Genomic DNA, 12,368 nt, shown 5'->3' with positions numbered 1-12,368 from the left:
CCGGCCGGCAAGGCAGCGCGCGGGTTTACGCCAGACGCGCCGTTAGGCGGCGGCGGAAACCTTGGCCGAGTAGTCTTTGACCAGACGCTCGACGGCGGGCGACAGTTGGGCGCCGCTGTTGGTCCAGTATTGCACGCGGTCAAGCGAGATGCGCAGGCTTTCCGAGCCTTCGCTGGCCACGGGATTATAGAAACCAACACGCTCGATAAAGCGGCCATCGCGGCGGTTGCGCGAATCGGTGGCTACCAGATTGTAAAACGGACGCTTCTTGGACCCACCGCGGGCCATGCGAATCACCACCATAGGTAATCCCTTGAATTAGATGTGAAAAACGGAAGATTCTAGCATTTAAAAGAAGCCCCTGGCAAGGAAGCGTTCTATTTATCTAGAGATCCAGCATACACCCGGGGCGCGCCCCGGGGTTGCCCCTTAGCGGCGGCGCAAGAAATGCAGCGCCCCGCCCTGGCTCTCGTGCTGGGCCACCAGGGCATTGCCGCTTTGCCTGGCAAAGGCCTGGAAATCGCGCACCGCCTTGGGATCGGTGGTGGCGACCCGCAGGACCTGGCCGCTTTCCATCTGGGCCAGGGCCTTCTTGGCACGCAGGATGGGCAGCGGGCAGGTCAGCCCGCTGGCATCGACGTCGTGCTGGAAGGCCGGCAAGTCGGCAACGGGATCAGAGGCGTTCATCGACCCACCCCGGCACGCTGGCCACGGCCGCCGGCAGGGCCTGGGCATCGGTGCCGCCGCCCATGGCCATGTCGGGCCGTCCGCCGCCCTTGCCGCCCACCTGGCCGGCCACGAAGCCGACCAGATCGCCCGCCTTGACGCGCCCGGTAAGGTCGGCCGTTACGCCACCCACCAGGCTGATCTTGCCGTCGCCCCCCGCACTGGCCAGCAGCACTACCGCCGACTTGAGACGGTCTTTCAGGTTGTCGACCATGCCGCGCAATGCCTTGGGATCGACGTCGCCCAGGCTGGCGGCCAGCACCTTGATGCCCTTGATTTCAGCCGCCTTCGCAGCCAGATCGTTGCCGGCGCTGGCGGCCAGCTTGCCACGGGCCTGTTCCAGGTCTTTTTCCAGGGTGCGGACCTGGTCCTGCACCTGGGCAATGCGATCGGGCAGGTCGGCCGGCGTGCTGCGCAGCATGCCGGCAGCACGCAACAACAGGGCGTTCTGGTTCTGGACCCACACCAGCGCGTTGTCGCCGGTGATGGCCTCGACGCGGCGCACGCCCGCCGCCACGCCGCCTTCGGCCACGATCTTGAACAGGCCGATGTCGCCCGTACGCGACACGTGCGTACCGCCGCACAGCTCGCGAGAGAAGCCGATATCGAGCACGCGCACGGTGTCGCCGTACTTTTCGCCGAACAGCGCCATGGCGCCGCCCTTGACGGCGTCATCGTAGGCCATGACCCGCGCCTGGACGGGCTGGTTGGCCAGGACTTCGGCGTTGACGATGGCTTCTACCTGGGTCACCTGTTCGGCCGACAGCGGCGCGTCGTGGGCAAAATCGAAACGTGTCTTGTCGGGATCGACCAGCGAACCGCGCTGCTGCACGTGGGCGCCCAGCACCTGGCGCAACGCCTTGTGCATGAGGTGGGTAGCAGAGTGGTTCCGCACGGTGCGCGCGCGGCGCACGGCGTCTACCCGGGCCAGCAAGGTATCGCCCACGGACAGCGAGCCGGATTCGAGCACGCCATGATGGCCGAACACGCCGGCCTGGATCTTCAGGGTGTCGGCCACCGCAAAGCGCGCGCCGCCGCCCTCGAGCAGGCCGGTGTCGCCCACCTGGCCACCCGACTCGGCGTAGAACGGGGTGGCATCGAGCACCACCACGGCGTTCTGGCCCGCCTGGACGCGCTCGGCCTGGGTACCGTCGACGTACAGCGCGGTGACCTTGACGCCGTCGAGCTCGAGTTTTTCGTAGCCTTCGAAGCGGGTATCGGCGCCTTCGTAGCTGAGGCCCTCGGCCATCTTGAACTTGCCGGCGGCGCGGGCCTGTTCGCGCTGGCGCGCCATGGCGGCATCGAAACCGGCCATGTCGACATCGACATTGCGTTCGCGGCAAATGTCGGCGGTAAGGTCGACCGGAAAGCCATAAGTGTCGTACAGCGTGAACAGCGTGGTGCCGTCGAGCTGGCCGCCCGCCGGTACGCTGGCGAGCGCGCCGTCGAGGATCTTCATGCCGTGCTCGAGGGTTTCACCGAAGCGTTCTTCTTCCTGCTTGAGCACCTGGGCCACGCGCTCGGCGGCTTGCGCCAGCTCGGGATAGGCCTGGCCCATCTCGGCCACCAGGTCGGGCACCAGCTTGTAGAAGAAGGGCTTGGTCTGGCCCAGCTTGTAGCCATGGCGCAGGGCGCGACGCACGATGCGGCGCAGCACGTAGCCGCGGCCTTCGTTGCTGGGGATGATGCCGTCGACGATCAGGAAGGAGCACGCGCGGATATGGTCGGCAATGACCTTCAGGGAATTGTCTTCGAGGTTCTTGACACCGGTCTCGCGTGCCGCGGCCCGGATCAGGTTCTGGAACAGGTCGATTTCATAGTTGGAATGCACGCCCTGCAGCACCGCGGCAATGCGTTCCAGGCCCATACCGGTGTCGACACAGGGCTTGGGCAGTTGTTCCATGTTGCCGGCGACATCGCGCTCGAACTGCATGAACACCAGGTTCCAGATCTCGATGTAGCGATCGCCGTCTTCTTCGGGAGAACCCGGAGGCCCCCCCCACACATCGGGGCCATGGTCGTAGAAGATTTCGGAGCACGGGCCGCAAGGACCGGTATCGGCCATTTGCCAGAAATTGTCGGACGCATAGCGGGCGCCCTTGTTGTCGCCGATGCGGATGATGCGTTCGTGCGGCACGCCGACTTCGTTGGCCCAGATGTCGTAGGCTTCGTCGTCTTCCTGGTAGACCGTCACCCAGAGTTTCTCGGCCGGCAGCTTGTAGACCGAGGTAAGCAATTCCCAGGCGTACTGGATGGCATCGCGCTTGAAGTAGTCGCCGAAGCTGAAATTGCCCAGCATCTCGAAGAATGTGTGGTGCCGCGCCGTGTACCCGACGTTTTCCAGGTCATTGTGCTTGCCGCCGGCGCGCACGCTGCGCTGCGACGAGGTGGCCCGGGTATAGGCCCGCGTTTCCTTGCCCGTAAAGACGTCCTTGAACTGCACCATGCCCGAGTTGGTAAAGAGCAGTGTGGGATCGTTGCCCGGCACGAGCGAAGCCGACGGGACGATGGTGTGCCCTTTCGACTGGAAGAACTGCAGGAATTTCTGGCGAATCTCTGAGGATTTCATTCTGGGACGAACCGGGATTTAGGCGAATTTTTGATTATAGAGGCTCGCGCGGGGGGCGCCACAGGGGGAGGTCCGGGCGCCGGCCAGCCTAGCCCACGCAGACATAGCCGGTGGTCCAGCCCTCGGTTTCCGTCCATTTACCGCCGGCGGAAACAATAACGGCTGCGTAGCCGGGCGGGCAGGAACAGGTACCGGTCAGGGGGTTGGCGGTCGACTGGCCAGAGTAGTGGGCGCAACCGTAACGATTATTGCTGGCATATGCCCCACCGAAGTTGCCGCCGACCATGGCCCAACGGCCCTGTCGGCAGCCTAGCAAAGTGCCATCTGCGCCGCTCGCCAGCAGGCCGGTGGAGGCCGCGCAAGCAGTACCGAGGACGGCAATGCCGCCCAGTGACAGATATTCATCGGTATGTAGCCGCTTGGTCGTGGTAACGGGGCCGGCCACGGAAAGTCCCCCTTGCAGGTCGGGATCTCGCGTATCGCGCCGACGCACGAACAGATCGTAGTCGGCCGTGCCGAAACCCGCCCATATCGCCAGGGTACCGGGCGCCAGGGCGGGCATGCCCGGCGCGGGCGGATTGGCGAAGTCGAAATTGGCGCCTCGCACCCGGGTCGCAGTGGCCGATCCGCCATAGCCGCCGGCGGCCTCTACCGCGGCGCCGATGCGCATCAGGTCTGGCGCCGTGCCGTCGGCCACCAGGACCGGGGCGGTGCCGTACGCCAGGGCATCAAGCCGGCACCCTGCCCCGGGACAGCGGGCGTCGCGCAGGATGCGGATGGCCACGCCCCCGCCCAGCGCCCCGGTTTCCGGGAAACCGGCAGGCAAGTGGCCATGGGCCTTGAGTTCAGCCAATTGCGGGGCGAACAGGTCGGCATACAGGGGCAGGCCACTTCCATCCCGCGCGGGCACGCCTTCGGCCAGGCTGTCGAAGTGCTGCCGCAGCACGTTGTCGAGCCCGCGCTTGAGTTCAAGCATCCAGACCCCGGCAGCACGGCCGGCCGCATCATCGACCTGGTGGACCAGGCGATTGGCGCCCCAGATCAGGATCATGCTGGCCACGGCAACCGCCACGGCCAGTTCCAGCAGGGCGAAGCCGGCCTGCCCCGGAAATGGGCGCGGCCGGACGCGCCTGGAAAGATCGGCATGGAACGCTAGGGTTATCACGGGCGATCCTTCAGCGTACCGTGAACACGAAGGTGTTGTTGTCGCCTTCGGTGCAGCGCGATTCGGCGGCCGTGGCGCTGTAGGCAATCCGGGGAACGACGGTACTGTCCTTGACTTTGCCCGCCCCGCCCTGGCCTTCGACGGTGATGATGTCGGAAACGCGCTGCATGATCGAGGCCAGGGCCGGGCAGGCGGCGTTGTTGACGTTGGTCAATGTCATGGCGAACCCCGAGCCGGCACCGCCGCTCGCTACCGAGACGGGGGCAAGGTTGATGGTGCCATTGCCGCTGCTGCCATTCCCCCCCAGGCCATGGGCAACCACTGCGCTGCTGCCGGTGCCGCTGACCGCCACCACGCTGGAATCACGCAAGGCGTTGGCCAGCGCGCCGGTGTCGATGTCGACATAGGGCGTCGGGCCGGCGCCTTGCGCATTGGCCTTGGTGCGGGCCACGAAACGCTGCAGTTCTTCGCCGACCTTGGGCACCTTGTTTTCTGTGACATAGGCACCGATAGCCGGGATGCCAATGATCGCCACCAGCAGCACGATGGCGGTGACGATCGAAACCTCGATAAGCGAAAAGCCAGCCTGGCGGCGCGGTGCCGCAATGAATGACGGATGATGCATGCGGAACTCCGGTAAGTACTGAAAAAACAGGGCGGCACAGCCGCCCTGGCTAACGACTGGCGTAGAAATTGGTCAGGGCGCGGCGCAGCTCATCGATCACGCCGTAGTGCCAAAGCGCGAGGCCCAGCACACCGGCGACTGCCGCCAGCAGCAAGGACCAGCGCAGCGCCAGGGCCTGGCGGCGCACCCGCTTGAGCATGCGCGACTCCACCCGCAGGCGCGCCTGCGCCACCCCCGCCTCGACACCCCTGGCGGCGATAACATCCGCCATGAACCAGGCAGTCTCGCGGTCGAACAGGCCCGTATCGAAGGTGTCAGCGCCCACCACACCGTGCTCGACGCGCACCAGCATTTCGCCGATATGCCAGGCCAGCCAGGAAGGCGCATGCCAGGCCAGGGCAGCCAGGGCCTGCCGCAGGCGCGTATCGATGTTGCCGCGCTGGCGCAGCATGACGGCCAGCATGGACAGGAAGCGGATGGCATGGAAATCGCGATACAGGCACCAGGGGAACAGGAGATCCAGCCGCATACGCCACGGGCCGGTGAACGCCGGCATCGACCAGGCGGCCAGCCAGGTGCCGCCGAGCAGCAATGCGGCCCAGAATGCCAGCCAGCTTCGCAGGGCCTGCGCCAGCGCATACAAGCCTCTGGTGAGCTCGCCGTAGTGGTCCGCAGGCACCGCCTGGAATACATGCTGCAGGCGCGGCACGGTGAAATACGGCACGGCACACAACAGGACGATGGCCACGGCCAGCGCCGCGCCCCCTGCCGCGCACGTGGCCGCCAGGATGTTGCGGGCCTGCTGCACCAGCCGTACCGCGTCGGCCAAATCGCGCAATGCATGAGGCAGCGCATCGCCCCCGGCATGCTGCGCCGCGGCGATCAACTGGCACTCATCATCGGGAATCGTGCCGGCCCATGCCGCAGCGATGTCGCCGCCGGATTCTTGATAGCGACGCCCCCAGCGACCCGCCAGGCGCCCGCGCACGGTACGCGGCCCATAGCGCAGCGCATCGTCGTCGAACATGTCGCGCAAGGTCTTGCGGCCCTGCAGGCTGTCGATCAAGCCGGCCAGGTATTCGTAGTAGTCGGCGCGCTGGCGTTGAAAGCAGCGCCTGTCGTGCCAGTCGGCAATCTGCCGCAGCGCCGCCGGCAGCAAGCCCCCGCGCTCACGCATCGCGGCCTCCGGCAGCCATGTGCAATGCCGCGGCATGCCGCGGGTCGACAGGCAGGTCGAAACGCAAGGCAATGACCCTGGGATCGATCTGGCCCTGGGACGCCTTGTATACGGCGCAATCGACGGCACGCTTGCCGGTCATGTCGGCGTCGGCGAACGCCGTGCGCGGCAAGGCGTGCACGTAGCGCCGCAGCGCCAGATTGTCGCGGCGCCGGACCAGGTGCAGGAAACGGTCATTGTGATCGGGCTCTATTGTTTCGGCGACGACAGTACGCCCCGCCAGGCCGTATAGCTGCGGCAATTGCGGCCGTCGGCAGGCCGGGCAGCCGGCAGGATTACGGGCCCGCAATGCTGCGCCGTCGAGTTGGTGGGCGTGGGCGAAGACTGCGGCCCACTCGCGCCAGGACATGGCGGTATCGCGCCCGGGCAGGTTATCGAACGGCAAGGAGCAAGCACAGCACAAGCGCGGCAACAAGGCCTGGTACACCAGTAGTTTCAGCACGCCGGGCGTAGCCAGGAAATCGCGCGACACGCCGACGAAATCGGAAGCCAGGCGTTCGGGGATCATGCATGCCGAACCCGTATGGGTGGTGGTATAGACGTTGGCGCCTGAGCCGGCCAGGTCCATGAAGGCGCGGCCGGTGTCGCGGTCGCGCACCTCGCCGATCAACAGGTCGTGCATGGCCGAACGCTTGATGGTCTTGAGCTTGGCATCGAATACGGCCGAAGCCGTGGCGTCCAGCGTGCGCCCCACCGTGTTTTGCAGTGCATTGCCTATGCGGTATTCAACCGGGTCTTCAAGGGTGATGACCTTGCGCGTAGCAGGAATGCCCCGCATCAGCGTGGCGATGGAAGTGGACTTGCCCGACCCGACCACGCCGGCCAGCACGATGGCACCACCGCTGCGTTCGCGGGCGCGTTCCAGCACCTGGATCTGCGACGGCAGGTAGCCCAGTTCCGCCAGGGTGCTGCCGCCCTCGGCCGCATCCAGCCGCAACAGGCGCAGGCAGACGGACGGACCGCTGTCTGCCGCCAGCGATGCCCAGCGCACCGTGATGGGCCGGCCATCGACCTCGAGTGCGATGCGGCCCTGCTGTTCGGCCAGCGGATCGAACACAGCGCCATTGCCACCGCGCACGTCCATCCACGCCACTGCCAGCACTTCGAGCAAGGTCGCGGCCGACATATCGCCGAAGCAGCCGGGCAAGACATAGGCACCGTCGATGGTGTAGCGAACTTCAGACTTGCCCGGCGGCTGGCTGATATTGATGTGCATATCGCTGGCACGCTGGTCGAGCCCCCAGCGCACCATATCAAGAAAAACCGAGGCCAATGCCGAACGGCGCGTGATGGGCCCGCCCCCGCCATGGCCTCGCAGCGTGGCGGGAGTGACCTGGCCGCGCGCCACGGGAAGCAGCAGTGTGGCAGGCAGCGCATAGCGCGGCACCTGCGCAAGGCGATACCCGCGCGCGCGGAGCATGCGCTCGACTTCGGCGATCTGGTCGCCATGCAGGTAATCATGCACAGCGAACACCGCCGCCTGGCCACCCTCGAGCAATACAGGGCAAAGGCGGCCGGCCAGCAATGCCAGGTCGAATTCGCTGCCTAGCGCGCGCACAAAAGCGGGATCCAGGCGAGCCAGGTCGTCGGGCGTGCGCAGCCATGGCGGGTCCTGGATGCCCAGGGTGGGCAGCGAACGGGCATGGACATCCGTTGGTGACCGCGGGGCGATGGCCGGACTGTCAATCATGGCCGGGCTCGGCGTTCAGCAGGCAGGTCGTGTAGCGTTCGCCAGCCTTGCGCAGGCGCACGCACGGAGCCTCGATGGCCAGCAGCGCATACGACTCGCCGGCAAGCGGACTGCCGAGCAGCGGCATGGCATGCCCCGCCCGATAGCGGGACACGCGTCCGTTGACCGAAATATCGGCGTGCAGGGCCTTGCCGACGCCGTAGATCGCCATGACATCGATGCGATCGATGGAGCCAGGCTCGCCATCGGGCCGGTTGCCTGGCGGAGCGCCAGGCAGGCGCACCATGCCACCGGGCAACTGTGGCGCCAGCCAATCGACTGCCTGGCGCGGAAACCGGGCGGCCCGAGCAGCCTGTGCATCGGCACGCAGCAGGTCGCGCACGGTGTCGCCTTCGGCCCATGCAGTATCGGCCGCGGCGAAGGCCGCGTTGCCGCCATCGGACGCATCGACAGATTCGGCGACACGATCGGCAGCCAGCGGCTGGGCGGCCGCCGGCATGCCGGCGCCGCAACCGGCGGCTGTCGCCATGAACCAGGCGGCGCGACGCAGCCATCCCGCTGGATATACATGTGGATCAGTCTTGTTCATACAGGGTTCCTTGGAGTTCGGCGGTCAGGGCGCTGACGGCGGTGGCCGGCACACGGCCGGCGGCCAGGCGCAAGACGACAGATGACCAGGCGACCACCAGCCGGGACTGGTCGGCCAGCAGCGAAAGCGAGCGCAGCGGCCCCTGCAGCGCCACCGCGCGCTGGCGCAAGGCCGGCCAGTCAGGTGGTGCGGCGATGGGCAGGCCGTGTGGATCGCGCGGGGCCGCGATCGGCGCGGAAGCCGCAGGGCCCAGGGTCAACTGCGTAAAAGCCGGCCGCGCGCGCTGTAAAGCGCTGGCCAGGACGCCGTCGACATGCGTCGCGTCGGGCAGCGCGACGTCGGCCAGCAAGGTGCTGTTTCCCGGCACCATCCAGGCCAGTTCGGCAGCATCGAGCGGCTGGAAGCGCAACTGCCAGCCCGCGGGAAGAGCCTGGGCAAAGGCAGTGTTGGTGGCGTCGGCCTGCACGCGGACATAGGCGGCGCTGCACGACCATGCGCGCGATGCAGGCTGGCAGCGCGCATCGCGCAATAGCCAGCCTTGCACGTTCAGGGGCAGGCGATGCAAAGATGCCAGCACGCGGCCCAGTTCCGGCAAAGCGTGCATGGTGTGTTGCCGACGAAATTCCAGAGAAGCCTGCTGCCAGGCTTCTTCGGCAGTGACGCTGGCTACTGGCGCGGCCACGCGCGCCGATGGCTGCCATGCCCGCCACGCCACCGGTACCGCCAGGGCTATGGCAACGAGACTGATGAACGCGCGCACTGGCAGGGGCATGCGTGACCAGCGCGATCCCACGGGCTGCATCAGTGTGGCGGCATCGGCCGAGGTCATCAGGGCCTTCAAGGTTTGCCGGCCATCGTGCTGGCGCAGCGAGGGGTACTGGGCAGCCAGGCCTTGCAGGGCCACGGCAGCTTGTTCGGCATCGGCGTAGAGCGCATCGGCACGCGCCAGCACCGCGCCGTCCTGGGCGGCCGCCAGCCACCAGCGCCCGTCTGGCAGTGGCGCGATACAGGCAGCGGTGCCGTCGGGGTGATACCGGGCAAAGACCTGGGCCGCAGCGTGCACCGGCCGGCGAAGGCGCGGCGCGATCCGTGCGCAGCCGCCCGCCATCGCGCCCTGCCCGCCCACGACATAATGCGTGGCGCGCATGCGACGCGCGCGGGCTCTTGCCATGGCGGGAGCATGGCTGCCCACCAGGGCGAACCACGACAATCCGAACGCCAGGCTGCCTTCACCGTGATCGAGATCGAGCAGCAGCAACTGATCGGGCATAGCGGTTGCACGCATTCAAATATCCTCTTCGACCTGGGCTGTTACCAACACCACTGTCGTCAGGCGATCACTGGAGGCACGGTCTTGGCCGCCAGCCAGCAGCGGCGCATTGGCCGACAGGCGACGGCGATCGTATTCATCCTGGCGTCGGTCGAAACCGGACAAGATGACCGGCTGGCCAGGGCTGAGCGCAACTTGCTGCACCGTACCGTTGCCATCGATGGTGATCTGCTGCACCTGGACCTGATTGCCCTGCTCGCCGAATGTGATGCTTTTGATCGGCTGGGCCACGGTGTTGTCGTAGGCGATTGACAGCAGGATGCGGCCATCGGCCTGGGCGTCGGGCACCAGGGTCAGGAAGGTACCTACGGTCTCTTGCTTCTGGCTGATGGACACCGATGGCAGGGCCGTGCTGCCCAGCGAGGAATCGATGCCCGGCACCGCCGTGCTCTGGACCTTGTCGATATAAGAGAACGTGGTGCGCACCGCGTGAGTGACCGGGCGGCGATTCAAGGTAAGGACCGGCACGCTGTTGTGCCGCAGCACGGCGCCGGTCTGGCTGAGCGCCGATATGATCGAGCGCGAACCCTGGAAATGCCCTTGATCGACCGCGGCGCCCAGCGCGGCGGCCATATCGCCGGCCGCGGCGGGCACGGCGGCAGTGACGGCCACGCGCGCGCTGTCGTAGACGGCCTTCCAGTCGATGCCACCCTCGGCGGTATCGTTGGCGAGGACCGTGATTTCTTCGAACAGCAAGCGCACACGCCGCGTCAAGGCCTGGTTTTCGTGTTCGATGAACTGCCCGATGCGGTCCAGGACCTCGAGGGTATCGGTGATGACCAGTGAACTGCCTCCGCCGTCGAGATCGGCGACCGTGCCTGCCTGCGTCAGGAACGGGATGATGCGCACCCGCACGGCCTGCAAGGCATGATGCTCGCCGGACGACAGCGTGGTGTTGGACGTGTTGTCGAAACCGCCGGCTTCGGTCGTGCCTGCGCGCCCCAGGCGGGCATCGGCGCGACTGGCCAGCGTCAGTGCCCGCACATCGAAGACGCGCGTCTGCATGCGGTAGAACTCGATCGCATGGCGATGGTAGCGCCAGTGCACGCCGAAGCTGGCGGCCAGCGTATCGAGCGTGTCTGGCAACGGGCGAGGCCCGACCAGCACCGGCATGCTGCTGGGCGTGGGCAATGCGGCCGGCGTAGGCTGGCCCAGGCGAGGCAGGAACAACGACAGCGGCAGCAAGGCGTCGGGAGCGATGCGCACGGCAATGCCGGTGACGCTGGTCAAGCGTTCGGCCAGGGACGGCAGGTCGAGCCGTCCGGCGAACAACAAGGTCGTGTCCACATCTCCGCGCAACGCCGGCGGCAATATGACATCGCGCGCCAATGGTTGCGACCGGCCTGCCAGCCAGGGCTTGCCGACGTCCTGGGCGGCCATGCGCGCGGCCCGATCGGACACGGCGGCGGCAAACTGCCGTTGGTCGGCCTGGACCCTGGTGCGTGCGTCGGAAATCGCTTCACGCAGCGCATGCAGCGATTGCTGTGCGGAGCATCCTGCCAAGACCAGCAATGCCGCAGCGGAAAATGCCAGCCGGGCCATCATGAACGAGTTCCGGTGGACACAGAGCGGTCGCAGGCCTGAGTAAGCGGCACCACGCGCAGCACTTTGTTGGTGTAGAAACACGGCTGCACCGGCCGGTCTGCCAATTCGGAAGACGCCAGCAAGGCACGCACGGCCGACTTGAAATCGGTTGGAAATTCGGCGCTACCCGCCAACGGGATGTCGGCATCGACTGCCCAATGCTGCGGCTCGAACGACCAGCCTGAGTCGGCTGCCCAGCGAGCCAGCACGGCGCGCAGGGTGTTGTCCGGCAGGCCGGCCCGGTAGCGCGGAGGAGCGTCGCCTGGTGCGGGTGGCGCGAGTGGCGCGAGTGGCGCGAGTGGCGCGAGTGGCGCGGGTGGCGCGAGTGGCGCGAGTGGCGCGGGTGGCGGCGGCGCCGACTGGGGCGGCCCGGCGTCTGGCACCCGCAGGCTGGCTGAGGCAATCGGGGCCGGGCCGGTCGGTGCCGGCAGCGCGGCCGCGGCCTGCCGTTCGGCTCGCGCGACGTGCTGCCCACCTTGCAGCACCAGGGTCGGCCACACGCCCTCGACGATGACGTAGGGGTCGCGCCGCGTGTACGGAAGCGGCTGCAGGCCGGCGGGCGTTTGCGCGAACAAGGCAGGCGGCGTGCGCCCGGGTGCGAATTGCAGCCAGGTGCGCCCTGCTCCGCTGAAGACTTGTAGCGGTGCCACGGCGGGATCGCCCGAAAGCTGCCAGTTGAAGTCGTAATGCGCGCCCGGCGCGCCGCCGGCCGGCCAGGCAGGTACGCTGCCCGGCCACTGTGCGCACGCGGCCAGGCCCAGTGGCAGCAGCCCCAGAAGAATGAATCGAACCATGCTCGTCCCGAATCAAGAAACGCCCCGGATCGGAGCGCCTGGACAGCATGGTGGCGTGC

At 67.1% G+C, this 12,368-nt stretch carries 11 protein-coding genes; all 11 read right to left on the bottom strand.

Going from position 1 to position 12,368, the window contains the following annotated elements; translation table 11 throughout:
• Nucleotides 1-42: 42 nt before the first annotated feature.
• A complete protein-coding gene (gene rpsP, locus KW845_RS05400) occupies nucleotides 43-303 on the bottom strand; it encodes a 30S ribosomal protein S16 (protein ID WP_012248922.1) in 261 nt (86 codons plus the stop codon).
• 126 nt (nucleotides 304-429) lie between these two features.
• Complete coding sequence (locus tag KW845_RS05395) at nucleotides 430-687, bottom strand: sulfurtransferase TusA family protein (RefSeq protein ID WP_218368120.1); 258 nt, start codon at nucleotides 685-687, stop codon at nucleotides 430-432.
• The gene (gene alaS / locus KW845_RS05390) at nucleotides 674-3,295 is read right to left on the bottom strand and encodes an alanine--tRNA ligase (RefSeq protein ID WP_218368119.1); all 2,622 of its coding nucleotides are present in this window, start codon (nucleotides 3,293-3,295) and stop codon (nucleotides 674-676) included. The genes KW845_RS05395 and alaS overlap by 14 nt, the downstream gene beginning before the upstream one ends.
• 88 nt (nucleotides 3,296-3,383) lie before the next feature.
• Entirely contained in the window at nucleotides 3,384-4,460 is a 1,077-nt protein-coding gene (locus KW845_RS05385; RefSeq protein ID WP_370628179.1) for a prepilin, read from the bottom strand.
• A 10-nt stretch (nucleotides 4,461-4,470) separates the two neighbouring features.
• A complete protein-coding gene (locus KW845_RS05380) occupies nucleotides 4,471-5,085 on the bottom strand; it encodes a type 4 pilus major pilin (RefSeq protein ID WP_218368118.1) in 615 nt (204 codons plus the stop codon).
• Between the two features lie 49 nt (nucleotides 5,086-5,134).
• Nucleotides 5,135-6,262, bottom strand: coding sequence for a general secretion pathway protein (locus tag KW845_RS05375; RefSeq protein WP_218368117.1), 1,128 nt, complete (start codon nucleotides 6,260-6,262; stop codon nucleotides 5,135-5,137).
• Nucleotides 6,255-8,012: an ATPase, T2SS/T4P/T4SS family gene (locus KW845_RS05370; protein ID WP_218368116.1), complete on the bottom strand. Its 1,758-nt coding sequence runs from the start codon at nucleotides 8,010-8,012 to the stop codon at nucleotides 6,255-6,257. The genes KW845_RS05375 and KW845_RS05370 overlap by 8 nt, the downstream gene beginning before the upstream one ends.
• A complete protein-coding gene (locus tag KW845_RS05365; protein ID WP_255592385.1) occupies nucleotides 8,005-8,601 on the bottom strand; it encodes a hypothetical protein in 597 nt (198 codons plus the stop codon). The genes KW845_RS05370 and KW845_RS05365 overlap by 8 nt, the downstream gene beginning before the upstream one ends.
• Nucleotides 8,588-9,886 carry a type 4b pilus protein PilO2 gene (gene pilO2 / locus KW845_RS05360; protein ID WP_218368115.1) on the bottom strand — a complete coding sequence of 433 codons (1,299 nt, stop codon included), beginning with the start codon at nucleotides 9,884-9,886 and terminating at the stop codon, nucleotides 8,588-8,590. Before pilO2 ends, KW845_RS05365 begins: the two co-directional genes overlap by 14 nt.
• Entirely contained in the window at nucleotides 9,887-11,476 is a 1,590-nt protein-coding gene (locus tag KW845_RS05355; RefSeq protein WP_218368114.1) for a hypothetical protein, read from the bottom strand.
• Nucleotides 11,473-12,309 (bottom strand): TcpQ domain-containing protein, encoded by an 837-nt coding sequence (locus tag KW845_RS05350; RefSeq protein ID WP_218368113.1) that lies wholly within the window; start codon nucleotides 12,307-12,309, stop codon nucleotides 11,473-11,475. Before KW845_RS05350 ends, KW845_RS05355 begins: the two co-directional genes overlap by 4 nt.
• Nucleotides 12,310-12,368: the final 59 nt, after the last annotated feature.

The organism is Bordetella sp. BOR01, from assembly GCF_019218885.1.
Classification (GTDB): Bacteria; Pseudomonadota; Gammaproteobacteria; order Burkholderiales; family Burkholderiaceae_B; genus Bordetella_A.
The sequence above is the reverse complement of the archived record's forward strand: the minus strand, read 5'-3'. Positions and strand labels throughout refer to the sequence as shown.